The sequence below is a fragment of the Synechocystis sp. PCC 7339 genome (assembly GCF_019924095.1).
Lineage (GTDB): Bacteria > Cyanobacteriota > Cyanobacteriia > Cyanobacteriales > Microcystaceae > Synechocystis.
The window spans coordinates 1727283-1749086 of record NZ_CP063659.1 but is presented as its reverse complement, the minus strand read 5'-3'; the positions used below and the strand labels follow the sequence as shown (position 1 = coordinate 1749086).

Here is a 21804-nt window from a genome sequence, read left to right as displayed (position 1 = left end):
GCGACACCAATAATTACCTGACCTACTAGTCTGCATAACTTACTATCTTCGTGGTGGCCATGGCTGTGGTTCCACCACGATTTTTATTGGGGTTTGATTTAGGGAAAAAATCTTCTACCATCTAAGGCGGATGTCAGTGTTTGATATCCGTATATGATCCAGGTTGAGCTTACAGGATTGTCTCTGGGGAGGGTAATGATGCCATTTTTAGTGGTGGTGGTGGTGGTTTTATTTGCCGGAGTGCAACTTTTCCAATGGTTATTGGGGATAATTTTGCCCCTGCCCATTTACGTCATGGCCGGTGCTTTTTTGGCGATCGCCAGTAATTATGACAAGGGCATGGCTGTTTTGATTAACCGGGGTCAGGGGTTATGGTCCCATCACCAAACCCCAGGGGCAACTATGACTGCGGAGTTGGAACCCCCCAGGGTTGGCATTGATGCGGTTATTAATCCGTCAGAGTTAACGGAACGGAAATCCCTAAACGGTGACCAAGTCTCCCCTTAGGCTGGTAAAACTGAGGCGTTCGTCGGTTTCATCTACCACAATGGTTTCGCCTGGTTGGTAATCCCCCCGTAAAATTCCCTTGGCGATCGCCGTTTCTAGGTATTTTTGGATGGCTCGTTTTAAAGGTCGGGCGCCATAGACTGGGTCGTAACCAACGGCAGCTAGGAAATCTAAGGCCTTATCGGTTAATTGAAGGGTTAACTTTTGATCCCCTAAACGAGAAGCCAAAGATTGAATTTGAATTTGGACAATGGAGCGCAATTCGGATTTTTGTAACCCGTGGAAAATAATTGTTTCATCCACTCGGTTGAGAAATTCTGGACGGAAGTTTTCCCGCATCACATCCATTACTCGGTTACGCATTTCTTCATAACGACTATCATCCCCCGCCACATCCAAAATAAATTGGGAGCCCAGGTTACTGGTCATAATAATAATTGTGTTTTTGAAGTCCACTACATGGCCTTGGGCATCGGTTAAACGACCGTCATCCAGGATTTGGAGCATGACATTAAACACATCCCCATGGGCTTTTTCAATCTCATCAAAGAGAATCACTGAGTAAGGACGGCGACGAATGGCTTCCGTCAATTGTCCCCCTTCTTCATAGCCCACATAGCCCGGAGGGGCCCCCATTAAACGGGAAACGGCGTGTTTTTCCATATATTCGGACATATCAATCCGCACCAGAGCTTCTTCCATGTCGAATAAATTTTTTGCCAAAGCTTTAGCTAATTCCGTTTTACCAACCCCCGTGGGGCCCAGAAAAATAAAGCTAGCGGTGGGACGATTGGGATCGGAAAGACCGGCTCGGGAACGTTGGATCGCTTCGGCCACAGCGGTTACCGCTTCATCCTGGCCAATGACTCGACTATGAAGCTCATCTTCCAAGTGGAGTAGTTTTTCTTTTTCCGATTCCACTAGCTTACTGATGGGAATGCCAGTCCATTTCGAGATAATTTCGGCAATATCAGATTCTAAAACCTCTTCCCGTAATAGGGATTTGCCGGAGGTTTGTTGCTCCGCCAGTTGGCTTTCTAAGGTTTCCACTTGCCGTTGCAGGTCTGTTAGTTTTCCGTATTGCAACTCAGCGGCTTTGTTATAGTCATAGTCCCGTTGCGCCTGCTGAATTTCTAGGTTCACCTGGTCAATGGTTTCCTTAATAGTACGAATTTGGTCAATAACTGTTTTTTCCGATTGCCATTGGCCATTAAGTTTAGACTGCTCTTCTTTGAAATCTGCTAGTTCTTTTTCTAGTTTTTCTAACCGTTCCTTGGAAGCAGAATCATTTTCCCGTTGTAGGGATAAACGCTCCATTTCTAGTTGGAGAATTTTACGGTCAACTTCATCTAACTCCTCTGGTTTAGAGGTAATTTCCATTTTCAATTTGGCCGCCGCTTCATCCACTAGATCGATGGCTTTATCTGGTAAAAAGCGGTCACTAATATAGCGATTGGACAACATGGCCGCCGCCACCAGGGCGCTATCGGCAATTTTTACCCCGTGATGTACTTCATAGCGTTCTTTCAGTCCCCGCAGAATGGAAATGGTGTCCAACACATTGGGTTCATCCACTAAAACTTCTTGGAAACGCCGTTCCAAGGCCGCATCTTTTTCGATATATTTACGATATTCATCTAAAGTTGTGGCCCCAATGCAACGCAAAGCTCCCCGGGCCAGCATGGGTTTTAACAAATTACCCGCATCCATGGCTCCTTGGGTGGCTCCAGCGCCCACCACGGTATGAATTTCATCAATAAAGAGAATAATTTGCCCTTGGCTGTCGGTAACTTCTTTCAGTACCGCTTTGAGCCGTTCTTCAAATTCTCCCCGGTATTTTGCCCCAGCAATTAACGCCCCCATATCGAGGGAAATTAATTTCCGATCCCGCAGGGATTCCGGCACATCATGGTTAATAATACGTTGGGCCAAACCTTCGGCGATCGCCGTTTTACCTACCCCCGGTTCCCCAATCAGGACAGGATTATTTTTGGTCCGACGGGAAAGAATTTGAATGGTGCGCCGCACTTCTTCATCCCGGCCAATGACAGGATCTAGCTTACCTTCCCGGGCCAATTCCGTTAAATCTCGCCCATATTTTTCTAGGGATTCGTATTTACCTTCTGGATTCTGGTCTGTCACTTTTTGGGTTCCTCTAATTTGCTTGATAATTTCTGCTAACTTGCTTTCTGTTAGACCAATTTCTCGATATAAGTTTTTGCCCAGGCGGTCATCTTGGCCGTAGGCCGTCATCAAATGCTCAATGGAAATATAGTCGTCTCCATATTTAGCCTTGGCCGTTTCTGCATTGTCCAATAATTTATCAAGACTGCGCCCTAAATAAATTGATTCACTTGGATTACTCAATTTGGGTTGTTGAGCAATAAAACTATTGACCTGATCTCTCACCCGAGGAATGCTCACCCCAGCTTTATTAAAGATACTGGTGGCCAAGCCGTTTTGTTCCAGTAGGGCACTAAGTAGGTGCTCTGTCTCAATTTGCTGTTGTCGATGCTGTTTAGCAATCTCCGGCGTTTTGGCGATCGCCTCCCAGGCTTTTTCTGTAAATTTATTCGGATCTGTGGGTTGCATAAAGTTTTCTATAGGGGCTGTGTAAGGACTACCAGATCAATTTTAGGGGGCGGGATCCAGAGCTAGGAAGGAGGGTTTTCCCAATGGAGCGGTGGGGTTTACCCTTGATCAACCAAGGGATGGTAGTTTTTCTGAGGGATACCAGAGGCCAACTTTTAGCTGGACAATGCCGCAAAAATAGCCAGGGAAGGGAAATTTATGACATTCAACTAGGCCCCAAAGCCCCTTTCTTGTAAGCTAGGGGCTAATCTTGACCCCTAAGCAAAATCAGACGCTATGACTTGGAACGAGGGCTACGTCCTAGAAGTTAACTATACCTATGGTTTTTATGGTGAATTGAGTCCCCTCAAATTAGCCCTAGCCGCCACTCTCAAGTCATTAAAATCCCCCAACTTAGAGAAAAACTTTAATTACTGCGAACTGGCTTGCGGCCGGGGATATTCCACTAATTTATTAGCAAGTTGCTACCCCCAAGCTCAGTTTTATGCCAACGATTTTAACCCTAGTCACATTGTTGAAGCCCGCACCCTCGCCGAAACAGCGGGCACTAAGAATGTCCATTTTTTTGATGATAGTTTTGAAGAATTTATCAATCAAGATTTACCTCAATTTGATTTCATTGTTCTTCATGGTATTTACAGTTGGATTACCCCCAGAAATCGCCTGGCGATCGTAAATTTTATTCGTCAAAAAATCAAAGTGGGAGGCATGGTTTACATTTCCTACAATACTCTCCCTGGTTGGGCCGCAGCAAGACCCATGCAAGCCTTGATGCTCCGCTACGGACGCAACTCTTCCGAGCCCATTCTGAGCCGCATTGAAAAGGCATTAAGTTTCACGGAACAAATGCTAGAGTCTAAGGCAACCTATTTCACTCAAAACCCAATTCTAAAACCCCGTTTAGAAAAACTAAAAGAGCAGAATCGTTACTATCTGGCCCACGAATATTTTAACGAAGAATGGAATGCTTTTTACTTTGATGAAGTGGCAAAGGAACTGGAGGAAGCCAAGCTCAATTTTATGGGGTCAGCCCATTTAATTGATTATGTGGATGCAGTGAACTTGTCCGCCGCGGCCCAAACTCAGTTGTCCCAAGTAACAGATCCTATTTTCCAGCAGGTAGTTCGGGATTTCTTCCTCAACACCCAGTTCCGGCGGGATATTTTTACCCGGGGGCAACTCTCCCTCTTACCCCAAGAACACTTACAAGTTTTGCGGAATTTAAGGTTTGCCTTGGTGACATCCATCAAATCAATGAAGTTTAAACATCAGTTTCCCTTGGGAGAAGTAGAGCTACAAGAAAAAGTTTATCGTCCTATTTGTGAAGCTTTGGAAAATGGTCCCTTAACTCTGGGGGAATTGCAAAAAGATAGTAGAACCAAGGATATTGCTTTGAATAGCCTATACCAAGCTTTGATTATTATGACGGGCATTGGTTATACTCACCCGGCAGTAAGTGAAACGGTACGGAAACAAAGACAAAAATCCACCGATGCTTTTAATAGCGCAGTCAAAACCAAAGCTATTTATAGTGATGAAATGAATTTCTTAGCTTCTCCCCTGGTGGGAACGGGCATTGTGGTAAACCGCCTAGAACAATTATTACTATTGGCTAAGGAACGAAAACAAGACGGCCCCCAATTTATTTGGCAGGTGCTCTCTGGTCAAGGTAAAAAAATTATCAAGGAAGGCAAAACTTTGGAAACGGAGGCTGAAAATTTAGCTCACCTCGCAACTGTGGCGGAGAACTTCAATGGCGATCGCCTACCATTGTTGGCCAAGTTAGGAATTAGCTAATTGTGCTTATTTTACTAATGGAACATGGTCATCAAGTGCTAGCCGATTTGCTTTAGCTACGTCAGTCAATTGGCTTCTCCATCATTCATTATTGAGGTAGAGAAGAGTTGCTTTTATTTTTCCCCGGTAATGAAAAAATTTGTTGTTATTGACCATTCCCTTTGTAATCTGCAAGGGCATCACTACGAGTGTAGTGTTGCTGTAGCGGAAGCGGCCCAAAGAAAAGATTACAAACCGATTATCATTGCCAATCAAGCCCTACAGGAATCTTTAGCCGCCGGAGATATAAAAATTATTCCAGCTTTTCAAGTAGATTGGTTCAACAATCCGGTCAGTGCCAACAACTTAGATTCTGTCGCTCCCGATTCATCAAAGCAAGCCCAACCTTGGCAAGTACGGTGGCGCTATCAGCTTTATCTCTGGCAACAAGACCATCAAGAGTTAAGAACATTTTTAGAAAAAGTAGAAGGTAGCACCCAACGATTAAAAGAATGGTTTAAAGCAGATCTTAGATCCCTGCGATCTATACCCTTGGCCAATACAACTTGGGGCTTATTAAAAATTCTTTGGGGGATCACTCGTCTAGTCGCGAAAATCCCCCTGAAAATTGTCAATAAATCCAGTCAGTCTGAAGAAGTTTTTGCTATAGAAACTAAAAGTTTTACTCAAACTATAGAAGAAATTTTGCCAACGTTAAAGTTGACAGCGGCGGATCAAATTCTCATTCATACTTTTGGTATTGAACAATTAGAAGAATTATTTTATTATTTAAATAATCATAACCGAGATAATCTACCCACATACCATCTGTTATTTAGGCGTGACACTGAAGATCCATTGGTAGTCAATGCTGCCGGTATGGGGTTAAAAAAATGTTTAGAAAATTTTTGCCAAACTGAACTCTGGCCCAGCAAAATTCGCTTTTACACAGACACTAAAGATTTGGTAAGAAAACATAATCAACTAAGTCCCGCAATCTTCACTCAGGTACCAATTCCTTTCCGCCAAGAAAAATTACAGTTAGAAAATTTTGACGAGGGTGTTGAGAATAACAATTTTGTTCATATAGTTTATTTAGGTGATGCTAGATCAGAGAAAGGTTATCAGCATCTGCCGGCTTTAGTGGCAGATCTATGGACCGATTACCTCAAGCCTGGTTTGGCAAAATTTACCATTCAATCTAACTATAATGTGGCTGGAGGAGAAGAAGTAATCCTAGAAGCTAAGTTAAAACTTTGTCAGTATCCCCGCAGTGCCGTGGAGCTAATTGACCATGCCCTGGAAGCCGATGCCTATTATCGTTTATTAGCTTCGGCTGATATGGTGGTGTTGCCCTATAACCCAATGAATTATCAGCGTACCTCGGGGGTATTAACGGAAGCTTTAGCGGCGGGTAAGCCGGTGGTAGTGCCCCAGGGTAGTTGGTTAGCGGAGCAGGTTGATGAAACTAGGGCTGGCATCTATCAAAGCCCCCAGCATTTGCCCATGGCAGTTCGCTATGTGCTGGAAAATTTAGCTAGTCTGACGGAAAAAGCTGACGAATTTAGCCGCCATTGGCAATCTATGCAGTCTCCGGATTACTTTTTAGAATGTCTGCTTCGGCCACTGGAAATATCCCCTGTAAAAACGGTTGATGTTCAGCCTCAAAATTCAGCTATTGCTTCGATACTAGTGATGATGGCTCTGGATAAATTAAGTGACAGGAATAATCTTAATAAGATTAGATATTTTTGTCGTTGTGACTATGAGGTTTATGGCATCTTTTACCGCCGCTTAGGCCAGACTAACCCGCCGGAATGGAATTACCTTAGCGATGATCTACAGCATCTTGGCTTAAAACAATATTGGATTTTGCAAGACTATTATCCCCATGATGATTTCTATGATAGTTTTGCGAAAAATTCGACTAATTTATCCCCAGCGCAACGGGAACAATACTTACAGGATTATTATGCCCGTAAGTCAACGTTAATTACGGATTGGGTGCAATCAGCAGGCTTGATTATTCCCCTGGAATTACAAAATAAATTGGGAGAGAATATCGATTTAGTTTATGCAGGTTCGTTCTTCTGCCAACATTACTTAAAAAAATTAGACTTAGCTTCAGCTAGAACCATACTGGAGGTGGATAGATTTTATGCCTATGATGATGCACTCCGCCAGAGAAGAGAAATCATACAGCAGGATTTTCAATGGGAAATTGAGCAACTAAAATCATTTGTGGTTTTACTCACCACTGCTGAACCCTTAGCTTTTAAATTACAGGAGCTACAATCCCAAGCAATAGTTTATTCACTTAAAACCATTGATCAAGACGTTAATTATGATCAGTTAAACCAAGCTATTACCCATATTCTGAAAGAGAAAGTTTTATCTGCAACTAACAGCAAAAATGTTGTTAAGAAGGTTGTAATGCTTTACCCCTGGGGAGACATGGAAGAACGGCGCAGCGGGGCTAGCCAGCGGTCAGGTAAGGTGGCAGATTTTCTCGCTAGTCAAGGCTTAGATGTGACGGTGTTTACCATTGGCGATCGCCGGAGTAATTGGCAGAGCCAAGTTCACTACCGTTACTTCAAGTCAGGATTTTCCCAGGGAGAATTGGTGCAAAAAATTTACCAAGAAGCGTTTTTAAGTTGGCAAAAAATGCTTGATATTTCCACAACTAATAACACTAATTTTTTCCCACTGTCCCAGCAGGAATTAAGAGAAAATTGGCTACCTTGGATTTATTATGGCAGCCGTTTTGACCACAAATTTCAGCAAACGTTGGAGCGAGTCATTGATGGAGCAGATGCGGTTCTGCTGGAATACCCTTTTTGGGCGGCGATCGCCGGGCCGATATGTCGTCGTCGGGGGGTGAAATTAATTCTCACAGTCCATGATGTGTTAGCCAAACAGTTGCCCCCGGACACATGGTTGGCCCAGGTTGCCCTGGTAGAAGAATTGCAAGCTTTGCGGGAAGCCGACGAAGTGGTGACCCTTTCCCCCGATGATCAAGCATTTTTCCAAAGCCATAACATTGCCAGCCATTGCATCCCCATTGGTCTAGATACCCAAGCCGCTGTAAATTTACCTGCTCCGGAAAAGGCCCTGGCGGAGTTACAAGCCTTCGACCCCTCCATGGATTGGCGCAAACCCTTCTGTTTATTTGTCGGCAGTCAGCATCTCCCCAACCTCAAAGCAGTGGAGCAAATTCAAGCCCTTGCCCAAGCTGGTGACGGCCATTGGCAGGCGATCGCCGTGGGCAGTTGTTGTCCGCCAACCCAGCAACGAAACTTTTTGGCCCTGGGAAAAGTCTCCGATTCCGTCCTCCAAGCCCTTTATCAACGCTCGGCCCTGGTGTTAATTCCCCTCGAAGCGGGCACTGGTATGTCTGTCAAAACCCTGGAGGCAATGGCCTGTGGTAAGGTAATCCTCGGCACGGCGATCGCCTTTCGGGGTTATCCGGTGGAGTCGGGGGTGGATTGTTTAATTAACAATAATTTAGCCACTTATGTCGGGGTAATTGAAGATATTATCCAGCACCCCCACCAATATGAGCAGTTGGGTAATTCTGCCCGCAATTTTGCCCAAAATTATGACTATCGTCAGCTTTATCAAACCTACCTAGATTTGCTTTCATGAAGGTATTAATCACAGATTTTGACCTATTTGCCAAAGTAGGTGGCGGGCAAACTTTTTACCGCAGTTTAATTCGTAAAAACCCCGATATTGATTTTTATTACCTGATTGACAAAGAAGAACGTGTAACTAAACGTCCCAATAACGCCCACGGAGTCCCCTTTCAAGAAAAATATTTCCTAGCCGATTTAAACAACTTTTTTGATGTCAATCCCCCCAAATGGGTTTATCGTTCCTTCATCAGAGCCAGTAACATTGCCGCGTCGGTGGCTGGCATGGAATTCGACTTGGTTGATTCCCCCGACTATGAACAGTGGGCTATTTTTCTGCGTCCAGCCTTAGATTACCACCGGGTGAAATTTGCCAAGATTGCCCTCTCTCTCCACGGTAAAATTTCCACCACTTTAAAGTTAGATTGGTTTAATCAAGGTAAGGAAAATATCCCCCTAGAACTAGAAGAATGGAAGCAGTATGCCACCGTCGATCTGCGCTACGGCATCAGTAAAAGCTACATTGATGAATGGCAATCCCTCAGCCCCTTTTCTGCCCACTATTACCATCCCCTCCACTTTTTTGAATTACCCCAGCCCCTAGAAGCAATTGCCAGTGGCGATCGCCCCGATTTGAACTTTATTGGTCGCACCGAAAGACGGAAAGGTCCGGATATTTTTATTGATATTGCTTGGTGGTTAAACAAAAATCTCTATCACGAAGCTAATATTATTGGCCCCCATAGTTTTAACGACACCGGCACCATTTCTTCGGAAACCTATCTCCGGAGTATGCTTGGCGATCGCCAGAGTCCCGTTAAATTTTTACCCCCCAAACCCCAGGGGGAATTAATGGCTTTATTCGCCCGTAAAACGGTCACCTTTGTGCCTTCGCGCTACGATACTCTCAATTTAGTAGCCCTGGAATCTTTATTTTCCGGTTGTCCCACCGTCATTGGGGGCGGGGCTGGGGTATGTCGTTTACTGAAAGAAGACTTTCCTGATGTTCCTTTTGTGGAAATTGATTTAGAAAATATTTACAGTTGTTTGCCAGCCATTGAGCATATTTTAGGCGACTATTCTGGTTACCGTCGTCAACTAGTGGATAGCGTTAAAAATTCAGCAGCCATAGCTGATAGCCCTGTTTTAGCTGATATTTATCAACAGACTAGTCAGTATGAACAAGAAATCAGAGATGAACTAAAAAATTGGTATGCCCAGTTAATGGGCTATTGGGTAAGTACCCAGGAGAATGTCTCCTTTTTACAACCCCTGAAAGCCCAATTAAAACCAACTCTCAAGCAAATTAAAAATAATTTAAAAAGTACGGCTGGACAATTAAAGGGAAGAGTTTTGCAACCCCTGGGGGATGACCGCAATGCCCAGCTAGTTAAAGCCCCTAATTTACTCAAAAAATACAAAGAAACCTTCAATGCCACAGAACAAACAGCGAAGGATTTGGCGGAAAAAATCCAAATGGGATGGCGTTTGGGATCTGGCTATGAATCAGAATTCCAAGGAGTGCGGGGTAAATTAGCCACTAATTATCGTATCGACCGGGTGCGACTCTGGCGGGAATTAGCTCGCATTGAAGAACTACGGGACCATACCCTAGTTTCTGCTACCTATAAACTCCGGGCCATGCGGGCCTTGGGGGAAGATCAGTTTGGCGATTTACCCTTTGTGTTACGGACCCTGACGGAATATGGCTTTCCCAAGGAAATGGCGGCAGTATCTGCTCTCTACGGCCAACCTTCAGAACGGGAGGAGCGTTGCCATAGCCTCATTGAACAGGCCCGTTTGGACAATTTGACTAATCCGGCGGGGGATGAGTATGAAATTTGGGACGATCGTCGGGGGGATGGGCCATACCGGGCCACCATCATTGTTTCCCTCTACAATGCGGCGGCAAAATTACCCCTATTTTTAAAGACCTTACAGCATCAAACCCTAATTAAGCTAGGAGAAGCGGAAGTGGTGTTGGTGGACAGCGGTTCACCGGGAAATGAGTATGAAGTCTTTAAAGATTTAGCTCCCACCTTGGGTTATCCACTACTCTATGCCCGATCGCCACAACGGGAAACCATCCAAAGTGCTTGGAACCGGGGCATTAAGTTAGCCAAGTCTCCCTACCTGGCCTTTTTGGGGGTGGATGAAACCATTTTGCCCGATTGTTTAGAAATTCTGGCGGGGGAATTGGACCAAGACCCAGAGCTAGATTGGGCCATCGGCCATAGTTTGGTCACCAATGTGGATATGCAGGGGGGCTGGGCCAGCGACATTATGCCCTACGACCGCACTGGCTATGAACAGGATTTAGTTTATCTAGAAACCTGTTATTTATCCTGGGTGGGGGCGCTCTATCGCAAATCAATTCATGAACGTTTTGGTTACTATGACCAAAGCTTCCGAGGGGCTGGGGATACGGAATTTAAAAACCGGGTCATGCCCTTTATCAAGAGTAAAGTGGTGGATAAAATGCTGGGCTTGTTCTGGAATTATCCCGACGAACGCACCACCCAAAGTCCCGCTACGGAAATTGAAGATATGCGGGCTTGGTATTTACATCGCACCCTGGCCGGTGTTAAATATGCTTTCCAACGGCGATCGCCTGAGGAAGTGGAAAATTTACTCTACCATTGCCTGGGCTATCGCAAATCTTACTGTAAGCATACTAGTACAGATTTTGACCATGCCTATAATTTGGCCCTTTATCTAGAAAAAGTTAACCCCCATGCTGAAGCTTTGCAATATGCTCCGGGCATTAAAGCTTTGCTAGGAACCTATCGCTCCCTGGATTGGTTGCCCAAATTATCTAAATTTTCTCCCCTTAACTCCATGCTGACGACCCGCAAACTAACTAAACAATGGGAGCAGGAACACCAACAGCATTGGCCAAAAGATAGACTTTTTTCTCCCCATTACTCAATTTTTAACGATAATCGCCACGAACAACATTCTTTCCTTTGGTTTACGGATATTACCGCTTCTAAAAAATAATTATGTTTAACAAAATCAAAGATAAACTCAAATTCAAACTGGCAAAAGTTCTTGCTCCAGAAATCGACAAAAAATTAGCAATAGAAGAAAAACTTTCCTCTATTAATCTTTTTGGCATTGCCCCTTGGTATCAGGAGAACCTTTGGGAACCACCAGTGCAAATAGTTTTACGGGATCTCTGTAAACCGGGGGATATTGTCTTTGATGTGGGGGCAAATTTTGCTGGTTTAACCACAGTAATGTCGAGGATGGTAGGCCCCAGGGGCGTAGTTTGTGCCTTTGAAGCTAGCCCCCGTATTATTGATAAAACCCAACGCAACTTGGTGTTGAGCGGCTGTAATAATGTCCAGCTTTTTCACCATGCAGTTTACTCCACTTCCCACGAAACCGTAAAAATCTACCTGGGTAGCCATCTTAATGACAGCATTTACAGTGAAAACGGGGTGGGCTCCACCTATGAAGTTAAGACCATTGCCCTAGATGACTTTGTTGAGCACACTAAACTAGTGCCTAATTTGCTCAAAATGGACATTGAAGGAGCAGAATTTGATGCCATTAAAGGCATGGAAAAAACCCTAGTTGCCGCCAAGCCCCATTTAGTTCTAGAAACCCAACGGAATGATACCCGCTGTTTAGATTTTTTGCGTAATTTGGGCTACATTGCCATCGACGTTAATACCTATCGGGAAGTTAAAACTGCTGACGATTATCCGGTGGGGGCTGACATTCGCAATAATCTCTATATCCATGGCGATCGCCTGGGGGAAACGCCCTATCACGATCCATTCCAGTTTGAGAGCCATAGCCTTTTAGATGCTGATCACTTTAAGCAGACTAAGGATGGTTCTGTTTGCTTAAAAAGTAATCTACTCTTACCGAAAGGTCGTTATTTAATCGATTGGGATTTCACTGCTGAAGGAACCCAAAATGATTTAATGTGTGGAGTAAAAGTTAACGATAAAGTAATATTTCGTTACCATGCTTTCAGTCAACTATTAGCCTCTAGCTATAGGGATTGGGTGATTAATTTGCCCGAAACTAGTGAAATTCAACTTTATTTTGAATTCCAGCATGGCACCCAAGATCCAACCCTAACTATTAATAGTGCCAAAATCACCAAAATTGCCAATTTTGACCATCTTCCTGCCGCCCTTTATTTCTAGTGTTTAATTCCCAATGTTAGTTCCCCTCCTTGGCTTGGCGATCGGGCTCCTCCTGTCAACTTTTAGTCTTTCTGTTTACAAAGGAGTTCCCGTTGTCCACCGCTATGCTTTCCTAAGTAAATTTGAAAATAACGTACTTTTTATTTGGGGTAACATTTCCATTTCTTTGGCGGCCATGTTAGGCATTGCTGGCTATTGGAACGTATTTCAAGGGGATGATCTACGGCTGGGGAGAATCGTTTTATTAATTGTTGGGATAACGGCCACCATTTGGTCTGTGTTGGAAACATTAGAGGTTGACCATCCTCTGAAAAAATTTGCCATTGGTGAAAAAATAAACCGCATAGGTATTTTAAATATTATTGGCTATATTCTCAGTGGAGCAGCAGTCTTAACTTTAATTTCCATTTTGGGCATCGCCTTTTTTGACTATAACTATGGCGGTGATGCTTTTATGTATCACATTCCCTTCGCCGCCAGAATTTGGGGCATTATTCCCCCAGAACAATATACTTTTGAATATTTTACCGAAAATCGCTTCCTTGGTTTTCCCCTCCTAGCAAATTGGCTCCAGGGATTATTTTGGGTGCTTTTTAATCGTATTGAAGCGACAAACTTAGTCGCTTATTTTAGCTTAATAATTCTAATCTTTTATCTGGTTAAAGTTCCGAAAATTCCTTTCTACTTAGCGAGCCTTTCTCTCCTAGCGGTGCCCATGATCCACATGCATGCCGCCAGAAGCTACATTGATCTGCCAGGCAATGTGGGAGTTAGCATCTGCATTGTAACCCTATATTTGCTTTACATAGATAGGATAAAACTGGATTTTAAAACTCTCCTAATCCTCTTTTGGTCGGCGTTTGTGGCGGCTAATATCAAACTGCAACTAATTCCAGTTGTTTTCCTCTTAATACTTGCTTCACTGCCGCTTTTTGTCACCAACTATTGGCGATCGGATAAAATTCGTAAAGATAATCTACTCAAATTAGCTCAGGTCTTTGCCTTGGGAACCCTAGCCAGTTTGATTATTTTTTATAACCCGCTCAAAAATATTATTGTCTACCAAAATCCTGCCTACCCCGTCAAAATTACCATTGCAGGCCAGGTGCTTAATCACACGGAAGAATCTCCCAATTTCATGCACGAAAATATTCGTCGCTTGCCGCCACCAGTGCGTTGGGGAAGGTCTTTGTTAGAAATTAATTCCTTTGACGATCGCCGACCTTGGCGCTGGACCTTGGCTATGGATTTCATTTCCTGGAATGAAGAACGCTTTGGCATGGGGGGATATTTTGGTGGCTATGTGATTTTCAATGTTGTACTTTTGGCGTTTCTTTGTTGGCAAAATTGGCAAAAATCCACCAAGGTAGCCCTAGCTTTTATGCTAATTATGTCGGCGGTGACCATGTGGCTGCCCCAATCCTACGAACTGCGCTACTACATGTATTGGATGATTGTTTTTGTTAGCCTCAATGCTTACCTAGTCAGTCGTTTTGCTGAGGACGATCAACGTCCCAGGAACATTATTAGGCCCCAATACTTTGGCTTAGTTGCTTTCATGTTCATGATCATCTTCATCCATAAAACCAACAAATTCTTTACCTATCCAGCATTTCAACCCCTAACCCAACAGCTAGAGACTGCGGATTGGATGGTGAAAAAGGAAATTTTTAGTCAAATTAAAGACGGCGATCAGGTGTGCGTTGTGGAAAAAGCTCCCTTTAGTTTCTTCTACAATTCCTATTTTCATCCCGGGCGGGATTATTCAGTTCGCGCAGAATTTAACCTCGAAGATGAAAGGATGAAGGATAAATGTGAAGGGTTAAAAATTCTTCGTTAATAGGCGATCGCTTAACACCCTACTAATCTCAAGCACAGCCCCTTTGCAAGTGGCTAAAATTAGCGTTTCATGGCCCTGGCCATATCCCGGTCATCCTGACGGCGCTTTAAAGTCTCCCGTTTATCGTGGAGTTTTTTGCCTTTACCAAGGCCTAGGGCAATTTTCACCCAACTACCCTTGAAATACATTTTCAGCGGCACTAAAGTTAGGCCCTTTTGTTCAACTTGACCAATTAATTTGCGGATTTCCCAATTATGCATTAGCAAGCGCCGGGTACGACGGGGGTCGTGGTTGAAAAACTGACTACTTTTATCGTAGGGAGAAATATGCACGTTCATCAGCCAGACTTCCCCATCCCGCAACAGGGCAAAGCCATCCCGTAAATTGACCTTCCCCGCCCGTATTGACTTAACCTCGGTGCCCTGTAGCTCGATGCCCGCTTCATAGGTCTCTAAGATTTCGTACAGAAAACGAGCCTGGCGATTATCGCTGACAACTTTTATCCTTTCTTTTTCCTTAGTCATGAACCGTCAGTAATGTATCCGTAATATATCTGTTAAATACTAAAAAGCTTGCACTACCCACATTGCCAAGAACCCACCGTCACCAATGATCCCTGGCAATCCATGCTGTAATTTCTTAAAGACAATCAGAGCCGGAAAAGGAAGACTCAAGATTTTTCCGCTGTTCCATACGACTGAGAAAATATCCAGTCATCATGGCCGAAGCCAACAGATTAGCGAAATCTTCACGGTCAGTGGTGATTTGCACATCAAAGTCATCTATGGGCAACATCCCCACTAAGCCCTGGACATTCTGGTAAATAATCTCTTTGATTTCAGGGCTGGCGGACTGGGCAATCCAGGCCAAGGTTTCAGGGTGTTGTTTTTGCAGATACTGGAGCAGAGTGTTGACCCGTTGTTCTTCCTGTTCAGACGTATGAAAGTCAAAGTTGAATTCCATTATTACTCCCTAACTCCGGACTGACCGTTTAATCACTGGCATTACCATCCACTATAGCGGCTCAGGCAAAGTTTTGTAAAAAGCTATGAAACTGGCTAGAGCGAAGAATTACCTAAAAATTTGGGGCAATAACCCCTACCTAAGTGGACACTTAAGGAACTGAGAATTATCCACCGCCCAACTCCCCTGGTCTGCCTGGTCGTAACCATGGTTACCAAAGAAAGTACCGGCGGTTCCCGAGCGTAACTCATTCAATCTCTTAACAATCCATTAATTAGATCTACTAAAGATTAATTCCACAAATGTTTAAATTTTCCTATGGATGTGAAGTGCGAAGCATTGGCTCTAGCATCCAGGCCAAGGTCTGTAACTGCAGAACAACCTTTTCTGATCTTTGACAAGATTTAAAAGGGCGAACGATGGGATTCGAACCCACGCATGGAGGTACCACAAACCTCTGCCTTAACCCCTTGGCTACGCTCGCCGTTTCGCTTTAGGCATTAATCATAGTAACACAGGGTTTGGATCTTTTCGGCACTATTTTTCCCGTATGTGAATTCGGGGAGCTAACTTTTCTGGTTCCACATCCCGCAACCATTGGGGTAAATGATCTGGGGTAATGGTTTGTAGCTCGGCTAACAGGGCCGCACTAGTTTGCAATAAGTTTTCTGTCTCTATTCCTTGGTGGGCCGGGCGAAAAGCCTTTAAGCGACGGATACCTTCTCCCAAAAGAATCACAGCCCCCTGCCAATTGTGATTGGAAAGATGATAGTGGGCTACGGCAATTTGCAAAATGCCTTGGTAAAAGTTCTTTTCGGTTGGGTTAGCCTCTAACCACACTGCTTCGAGGGTGTCATGACAGGCATAAAAATCTTGTCGGTTAAATTGTTTGATGCCTAGGCCTAGTGAGGTGTTTGCGTCCATAGTTAATCCATTTACTGTCATTAGGGTAAAGGGTAAATCTAGGTCGGTCGGGCTGGAGGTGGGGTAATTTTCCGCTAGACTGGGAAGCGTGTTCCGCAAATTTTTCTTTCACAAGGTTTCTGCTTTTTTTGTTTTTGAATGGCGATCGCCATATTTTCCCCCTTACCCTGTTTACCATGACCAAGCGTAGCAATTTGGATTCCAACCACATTATTTATCGTTCCGAAGAACTGCTGGGGGCCGCATCAAACCGTTACAACATTACTGTCAGAGTAGCTAAGCGCGCCAAGGAAAATCGCTCTGAGGATTTTGACAGCATTGATGATCCCAACATGAAGCCTGCTATCCGGGCCATCATTGAAATGTCCGACGAACTTACCCGTCCAGAAATTATTAGCGATAACTAGGCCCCCAGTTCCATGTTTAAGCCCCTTTTCCCCCTGTCATTACTATTGGGTTGTCTGAGCTTTTTGCTCACCATGCTACTCCATAGTCCTGGACAGTGGGGGGCGGTGTCCCAGGCCCAGCCAGCCCAGGGGGTGCCCGCCGGGGGATATACAGTGGTAGTGGAAATAATTGCTCAGCAAGTTTACGCCCGTTTTCCCGATCTGCCTAAGGGCAACAACTACCGCCGTCAGAGCGATGGCAGCCCAGATCCGGAGAATACCCTAATCAGTCGCATGATCCGTTACCATCGGGACATCAAAAAAAGGCCAACCCGCTATCGTTTCGATTGGCGTTTGACCCTAGCAGATTATCTTGATGCCAACGATCAGATGGAACCAGAGCGTTACCCTGGTTTTTCTACCCTCCAGGAAAGCCCCCTCGATGGCGATCGCCAGTTGATTACACAGTTAAACCGAGAACAAAGACAAGCATTGGTGGATTTCCTAGCGGAAATTTACCGGCCCCAAACCTCAGCCAATGGGGGAGAGCCTGGTGTGGGAAACCAGGAGGAAGGCAGTCAAAGCCCAACCCCAGCAGTAACAACCCCTAATCAACCGGGACTGTCCCAACCAGGGGATGCCCAGTTGTTAATGCCTTGATTGGATAACCCACAAATAATAAACCCCGACTTAGGCGTAGGCGCTTCAGACGGGGCCACTGAGAACAGGCAGATGTGAAATGAAACCATTGCGGCTTCTGAAAAGCTAAACAAAAATTAATTACTGGATAAGACTGCAGGTCAATGGGCAAGAAGCAAACATCGGTTTGTGAATTAGATTAGTCTCCCCATGGAGCCAACTCAGCCAACGTACTTCCTGGGGATGAATCCCTTTTGCAGTTAGGGTTGCTGCTCCGGAGAGCACCAATAAAACTGTTCCTCCCAGTAAGCTGCTAGCCACCAACAGCACTGCACTCATGGGCAAAACTGACTGCAATACCACTGTCGCTAAAACCCCCACTGTGGCGACAAGAAAGACCAGCGGGAAACCAACCACCAACAAGCACACCAATAGGGTGAAAGTCCAGACGGAAAAACTCTTCATGAGGACGAGCATATAGCTCATTCCTGCTCCTTCCCTTGACGAAAGCTCCATAACTATTAACTCCAACAACAACAATCAGGTGAGGCAGACCCAAACTAGCGGTGCCCAAATCTCAGGGTCCCACTGGGGGGCTGTTGAATCCAGTATAGGCAATGACTCCAAGAAACTGAGATTTCTTTATAATTATTTACATTCAATTGTTGACATTTACTGATTGTTTTTATAGCTGACTCCTTGAGATTCAAGGAGTGGCATTTGTCCTAGTTCCATTTATCTAGACTTTAGCTGTAATTTCATGGGCAATTTGTCGTTTAGCTCTGATCCCTACATTTAATTTTTCAGTGGTGCCCAAGGGATAAAAAAGTTAGTTAGCAGGATACTCAGCTTATTTTACATTTGTTAACAATTGTCTCTGGAAATCTCATCAATGGGAAAAGAACGAAATGGGCCAACGATGGCGACAATTAAGTCGATTTGTTAAAGAACTAACGAAAAATAGAAAAAATTCTTTAATCTATTAGGAGTATCCCCACCGAGTCCGACCGGTCATATTCGTTGTTGCGACCCCCATTGCTTCCTCCATCTGCACCAACGTTTTACCAGGGGCCGCTGTGCAAAAGTGCAAAATCCGGTGAAAAATGCCATGAACCAACCTCCCCGCCCCTCTGTCCCCCCATTGCCCCCTCTGCCCAACAATTCCCCCGGGCGGACTGCACCTTCCATTCGCCAGGAAAGTATGGCTCCAGAAACGCAGTTTGTGCCAGCCCCTCCCAGCATTAGTCAGCCCCAACCCCAACAACGTTCTGCCACGGCCAATCTGCCCACTAGTCCCCCGGCGCCGAGTCAGGCTGCCTCAGGGCGATCGCCAGGGCAACCCAGTCTGGAGGAGTTAATCCGCAGTGCCTTTGAGCAAGGTTTTTCTGATGTTCACGTCGGGGTGGGGGAAGTTCCCCGCATGCGGGACCGGGGGGAAATGCTCCCCCTGCGTTATGAGCCGACGGATCAGCAGACTTTTATGAGTTGGCTCAGGGAAATTCTCACCGAGGATGAAATCCAAAGGTTCAAACGGGAATTAGAGTTTGACGGGGCTAAACAATACGATTTTGCCAGGATCAGGATTAACGTCCTTGAAAGCCTGTTGGGCTCCGCCATGGTGCTGCGGATTATTCCCCTCAAGATCTTGACCTTGGAACAGTTGCGGTTGCCGGAAGTTTTGCGCACCGTGTCTGACTCCCACAAAGGCCTAATTCTAGTGACGGGGCCCACCGGTTCCGGTAAATCCACCACCATGGCGGCGATGGTGGACCACATTAACAGGGAACATGCTAAACACATCATTTCCATTGAGGATCCGATTGAGTTTGTGCACCAAAGTCGTCGCTCATTGATTCGCCAGAGGGAAGTGGGTATGCACACTTTGGAATTTGACCATGCCCTCAAGGCTTCTTTGCGGGAAGACCCGGATATTATCCTGATTGGGGAGATGCGGGATCGGAGCACGGTCAACACTGCCCTCAAAGCCGCCCAAACCGGTCACTTGGTAATGGGGACTCTCCACACCAACAGCGCCATTAAAACCTTGGAAAGGATTTTGACCCTCTACACGGCGGAAGAACAGCCCGCCATGCGAACGGCGATCGCCGAATCATTGGTGGCGGTCATTGCCCAGGGTCTATGTCGCACCACCGATGGTAAACGAGCTGGCTTCCATGACATTCTCATCAATACTGAAACGGTGAAGGATTATATCCGCCAAGGTAAGTACGATGAAATTGCTGAATTGATGGAGGACGGGGAGTACGATGGGATGATAACTGCCAACCAATCCTTGTTTAATCTCTACCAGGAAGGCAGAATTACGGAGGAAACGGCGTTGGAAATGGCCCCGGTGCGGAACGAAATGGCGATGAAACTCAGAGGCAGAACATAAGGAATCTTAGGAATGAAATACGCCCTAGTCCACGAGTGGCTCACCCCAAAGGCAACGGGGGGGTCAGAGTTGGTTGTGCAGGAGATTTTACGTCACGTAACGGCGGATCTATATGCCCTGATCGATTTTGAGTCCACCAATCCCCAGAGTTACCTCTATGGCTGCTCCATCGGCACCACTTTTTTGCAAGGGTTTCCCCGAGCGGAACAGGGGGTACAGAAATATTTACCCCTTTTACCCCTGGCGATCGAGCAGTTGGATTTAGGGGAATATGACGTCATTCTTTCCTCTTCCCATGCGGTGGCCAAGGGGGTGCTCACTGCTCCCCACCAAGTCCACATCTGCTATTGCCATACTCCCATGCGCTATGCCTGGGATTTAACCTTTGATTACCTCAATAACAGTGCCATGGGCCGGGGAATACCGGGAATTTTTACCCGTTACCTGCTCCATCAATTGCGCCAATGGGACGTGGTTTCCGCCAATCGAGTGGATTATTTCTTGGCCAATTCCCACCATACAGCTCGGCGCATTTGGCGTTGTTATCGGCGGCAAGCTGATGTGGTCTATCCCCCAGTGAATTTGGAGCGTTTCGCCTACCAAGAAAAGAAGGAGGATTTCTTCTTAACAGTCTGTCGTCTAGTCAGCTACAAACAGGTCAAACTAATTGTGCAGGCTTTTAACCAGTTGCAATTACCCTTGGTGTTGATCGGCGATGGCCCTGATTTATCCCTTTTACAGGAATTAGCCCAACCCAACGTGCAAATTCTTGGGGCCCAACCTAATGCCGTGGTGGAAGATTACATGGCCCGGGCTAAAGCTTTTGTTTACGGGGCCTGTGAGGATTTTGGCATCGCCCTGGTGGAAGCCCAGGCCTGCGGCACGCCGGTCATTGCCTTTGGTCGGGGGGGAGCCTTGGAAACGGTGGTGGACTACAAAAAAAATCCCAAAACTGCTACGGGACTTTGGTTTGACCAGCAAACGGTGGAGTCTTTAGTGCGGGGGGTGGAAACTTTTTCTGCCATTAGCCATCAGATCAGTGCAGAGAACTGTTTCCTGCAAGCAAACCGTTTTTCTTCTAGAATGTTTCAAACGTCATATTTGGCGTTGTTGGAAAAGTACTGTCATCAGGTTCCTCATCGGACTTAGTGGCGGTGGGAGTCCTCAGTTATTTAGCAAAGAATCGTAACAATTGTCGATTCAGGCTTTATGATTAGGACGATATGGTGTGATGTGTGATGGAGTACGATGACTGCTAATAGCTCACCGATCTCTGTAAAAGCCCTCCGTGCTTTGATGAGACGCGGATTTTATCCAACGGTCTCTCCGAGAAGGTATCAAGGTTCCCGCTCCAGTTCCCTCACCGGAACCGTGGCCAAAAGGGTATTCGATATCTGTTTCTCCCTGTCGGTATTGGTTCTCTGTTCCCCCCTTTACCTGGCGATCGCCCTGATGATTTCGGTCAGCTCCCCAGGGCCAATCTTTTATGTGCAAGAAAGGGTAGGGCGTAAGTTTAAACGTTTCAAATGCATTAAGTTCCGCACCATGGTCACCAATGCCGATGAGGTGTTGGAGAATTTGATGGCCGGCTGTCCCCAAACCCGGGAGGAGTTTGAAAAGAATTTTAAACTTCGTAATGACCCCCGCATTACCTGGATTGGTAAGTTTCTCCGGCTGACTAGCCTGGACGAATTTCCCCAGTTCTGGAATGTGCTCAGGGGGGATATGAGCTTAGTTGGTCCCCGTCCCTTGGTGCCGGAGGAGTTGCACAAGTATGGGCGACAAATCAACCAAGTGCTGAGCATTAAGCCGGGGCTAACGGGGCTGTGGCAGGTGTCTGGTCGTAATGACATTCCTTACCCTGAGCGGGTGCAAATTGATGTCTATTACGTTTATTACCGCACCATGACTCTGGATTTGCTCATTATTGCCAAAACGCTGGGCGTGATGCTGTTTCCTAATAACAACGGGGCTTATTAGTTTGCCA

At 45.5% G+C, this 21804-nt stretch carries 16 protein-coding genes and 1 tRNA gene; 11 read left to right on the top strand and 6 right to left on the bottom strand.

The window, feature by feature from the left end:
- Nucleotides 1-195: 195 nt before the first annotated feature.
- Nucleotides 196-507 (top strand): hypothetical protein, encoded by a 312-nt coding sequence (locus IQE94_RS08265; RefSeq protein WP_212717394.1) that lies wholly within the window; start codon nt 196-198, stop codon nt 505-507.
- Here the strand turns inward: IQE94_RS08265 and clpB are convergent.
- The gene (gene clpB / locus IQE94_RS08260) at nt 481-3099 is read right to left on the bottom strand and encodes an ATP-dependent chaperone ClpB (RefSeq protein ID WP_223343116.1); all 2619 of its coding nucleotides are present in this window, start codon (nt 3097-3099) and stop codon (nt 481-483) included. The two genes, IQE94_RS08265 and clpB, sit on opposite strands and share 27 nt — an antisense overlap.
- A 276-nt stretch (nt 3100-3375) precedes the next feature.
- Here clpB and IQE94_RS08255 point away from each other — a divergent pair, with 276 nt between their 5' ends.
- The 5 genes from IQE94_RS08255 (at nt 3376) to IQE94_RS08235 (ending at nt 14510) form a co-directional block, all read left to right on the top strand.
- Complete coding sequence (locus IQE94_RS08255) at nt 3376-4896, top strand: class I SAM-dependent methyltransferase (RefSeq protein WP_223343114.1); 1521 nt, start codon at nt 3376-3378, stop codon at nt 4894-4896.
- 129 nt (nt 4897-5025) lie between these two features.
- Complete coding sequence (locus IQE94_RS08250) at nt 5026-8520, top strand: glycosyltransferase (protein ID WP_223343112.1); 3495 nt, start codon at nt 5026-5028, stop codon at nt 8518-8520.
- Nucleotides 8517-11507, top strand: coding sequence for a glycosyltransferase (locus IQE94_RS08245; protein WP_212717385.1), 2991 nt, complete (start codon nt 8517-8519; stop codon nt 11505-11507). Before IQE94_RS08250 ends, IQE94_RS08245 begins: the two co-directional genes overlap by 4 nt.
- A 2-nt stretch (nt 11508-11509) precedes the next feature.
- Nucleotides 11510-12670 carry an FkbM family methyltransferase gene (locus IQE94_RS08240; protein ID WP_212717383.1) on the top strand — a complete coding sequence of 387 codons (1161 nt, stop codon included), beginning with the start codon at nt 11510-11512 and terminating at the stop codon, nt 12668-12670.
- 13 nt (nt 12671-12683) lie between these two features.
- Nucleotides 12684-14510 (top strand): hypothetical protein, encoded by a 1827-nt coding sequence (locus tag IQE94_RS08235; protein WP_212717381.1) that lies wholly within the window; start codon nt 12684-12686, stop codon nt 14508-14510.
- A 59-nt stretch (nt 14511-14569) separates the two neighbouring features.
- Here the strand turns inward: IQE94_RS08235 and smpB are convergent, their stop codons facing one another.
- The 4 genes from smpB to IQE94_RS08215 form a co-directional block, all read right to left on the bottom strand.
- Nucleotides 14570-15034 (bottom strand): SsrA-binding protein SmpB, encoded by a 465-nt coding sequence (gene smpB / locus IQE94_RS08230; RefSeq protein WP_194015972.1) that lies wholly within the window; start codon nt 15032-15034, stop codon nt 14570-14572.
- 115 nt (nt 15035-15149) lie between these two features.
- A complete protein-coding gene (locus IQE94_RS08225; RefSeq protein WP_212717379.1) occupies nt 15150-15473 on the bottom strand; it encodes a DUF760 domain-containing protein in 324 nt (107 codons plus the stop codon).
- 411 nt (nt 15474-15884) lie between these two features.
- Nucleotides 15885-15957, bottom strand: a tRNA-His gene (locus tag IQE94_RS08220).
- A gap of 53 nt (nt 15958-16010) precedes the next feature.
- Nucleotides 16011-16397, bottom strand: coding sequence for a DUF309 domain-containing protein (locus IQE94_RS08215; protein ID WP_212717377.1), 387 nt, complete (start codon nt 16395-16397; stop codon nt 16011-16013).
- Nucleotides 16398-16573: 176 nt separating this feature from the next.
- On the opposite strand from IQE94_RS08215, the gene IQE94_RS08210 reads away from it, so the two are divergent.
- Both IQE94_RS08210 and IQE94_RS08205 read left to right on the top strand, forming a co-directional pair.
- Nucleotides 16574-16804, top strand: a complete 231-nt coding sequence (locus IQE94_RS08210) for a DNA-directed RNA polymerase subunit omega (protein ID WP_010873067.1) — start codon at nt 16574-16576, stop codon at nt 16802-16804.
- A 12-nt stretch (nt 16805-16816) separates the two neighbouring features.
- Nucleotides 16817-17443 carry a hypothetical protein gene (locus IQE94_RS08205; RefSeq protein ID WP_212717375.1) on the top strand — a complete coding sequence of 209 codons (627 nt, stop codon included), beginning with the start codon at nt 16817-16819 and terminating at the stop codon, nt 17441-17443.
- 120 nt (nt 17444-17563) lie between these two features.
- Here the strand turns inward: IQE94_RS08205 and IQE94_RS08200 are convergent, their stop codons facing one another.
- Nucleotides 17564-17908, bottom strand: coding sequence for a hypothetical protein (locus IQE94_RS08200; protein ID WP_020862287.1), 345 nt, complete (start codon nt 17906-17908; stop codon nt 17564-17566).
- Between the two features lie 622 nt (nt 17909-18530).
- Here IQE94_RS08200 and IQE94_RS08195 point away from each other — a divergent pair.
- The 3 genes from IQE94_RS08195 to IQE94_RS08185 all read left to right on the top strand — a co-directional run bounded on the left by IQE94_RS08195 (nt 18531) and on the right by IQE94_RS08185 (nt 21797).
- Nucleotides 18531-19817 (top strand): type IV pilus twitching motility protein PilT, encoded by a 1287-nt coding sequence (locus tag IQE94_RS08195; protein WP_212717373.1) that lies wholly within the window; start codon nt 18531-18533, stop codon nt 19815-19817.
- Between the two features lie 12 nt (nt 19818-19829).
- Nucleotides 19830-20966 (top strand): glycosyltransferase, encoded by a 1137-nt coding sequence (locus tag IQE94_RS08190; RefSeq protein ID WP_212717371.1) that lies wholly within the window; start codon nt 19830-19832, stop codon nt 20964-20966.
- A 99-nt stretch (nt 20967-21065) separates the two neighbouring features.
- Nucleotides 21066-21797 carry a sugar transferase gene (locus IQE94_RS08185; RefSeq protein WP_212717355.1) on the top strand — a complete coding sequence of 244 codons (732 nt, stop codon included), beginning with the start codon at nt 21066-21068 and terminating at the stop codon, nt 21795-21797.
- Nucleotides 21798-21804: the final 7 nt, after the last annotated feature.

What these genes read in the sequence shown, in the direction of transcription:
- IQE94_RS08265 (WP_212717394.1), top strand. Translation starts at nt 196, where the DNA reads ATGATGCCATTTTTAGTGGTGGTGGTGGTGGTTTTATTTGCCGGAGTG.
- clpB (WP_223343116.1), bottom strand. Translation starts at nt 3,099, where the DNA reads ATGCAACCCACAGATCCGAATAAATTTACAGAAAAAGCCTGGGAGGCG.
- IQE94_RS08255 (WP_223343114.1), top strand. Translation starts at nt 3,376, where the DNA reads ATGACTTGGAACGAGGGCTACGTCCTAGAAGTTAACTATACCTATGGT.
- IQE94_RS08250 (WP_223343112.1), top strand. Translation starts at nt 5,026, where the DNA reads ATGAAAAAATTTGTTGTTATTGACCATTCCCTTTGTAATCTGCAAGGG.
- IQE94_RS08245 (WP_212717385.1), top strand. Translation starts at nt 8,517, where the DNA reads ATGAAGGTATTAATCACAGATTTTGACCTATTTGCCAAAGTAGGTGGC.
- IQE94_RS08240 (WP_212717383.1), top strand. Translation starts at nt 11,510, where the DNA reads ATGTTTAACAAAATCAAAGATAAACTCAAATTCAAACTGGCAAAAGTT.
- IQE94_RS08235 (WP_212717381.1), top strand. Translation starts at nt 12,684, where the DNA reads ATGTTAGTTCCCCTCCTTGGCTTGGCGATCGGGCTCCTCCTGTCAACT.
- smpB (WP_194015972.1), bottom strand. Translation starts at nt 15,034, where the DNA reads ATGACTAAGGAAAAAGAAAGGATAAAAGTTGTCAGCGATAATCGCCAG.
- IQE94_RS08225 (WP_212717379.1), bottom strand. Translation starts at nt 15,473, where the DNA reads ATGGAATTCAACTTTGACTTTCATACGTCTGAACAGGAAGAACAACGG.
- IQE94_RS08215 (WP_212717377.1), bottom strand. Translation starts at nt 16,397, where the DNA reads ATGGACGCAAACACCTCACTAGGCCTAGGCATCAAACAATTTAACCGA.
- IQE94_RS08210 (WP_010873067.1), top strand. Translation starts at nt 16,574, where the DNA reads ATGACCAAGCGTAGCAATTTGGATTCCAACCACATTATTTATCGTTCC.
- IQE94_RS08205 (WP_212717375.1), top strand. Translation starts at nt 16,817, where the DNA reads ATGTTTAAGCCCCTTTTCCCCCTGTCATTACTATTGGGTTGTCTGAGC.
- IQE94_RS08200 (WP_020862287.1), bottom strand. Translation starts at nt 17,908, where the DNA reads ATGAGCTATATGCTCGTCCTCATGAAGAGTTTTTCCGTCTGGACTTTC.
- IQE94_RS08195 (WP_212717373.1), top strand. Translation starts at nt 18,531, where the DNA reads ATGAACCAACCTCCCCGCCCCTCTGTCCCCCCATTGCCCCCTCTGCCC.
- IQE94_RS08190 (WP_212717371.1), top strand. Translation starts at nt 19,830, where the DNA reads ATGAAATACGCCCTAGTCCACGAGTGGCTCACCCCAAAGGCAACGGGG.
- IQE94_RS08185 (WP_212717355.1), top strand. Translation starts at nt 21,066, where the DNA reads ATGACTGCTAATAGCTCACCGATCTCTGTAAAAGCCCTCCGTGCTTTG.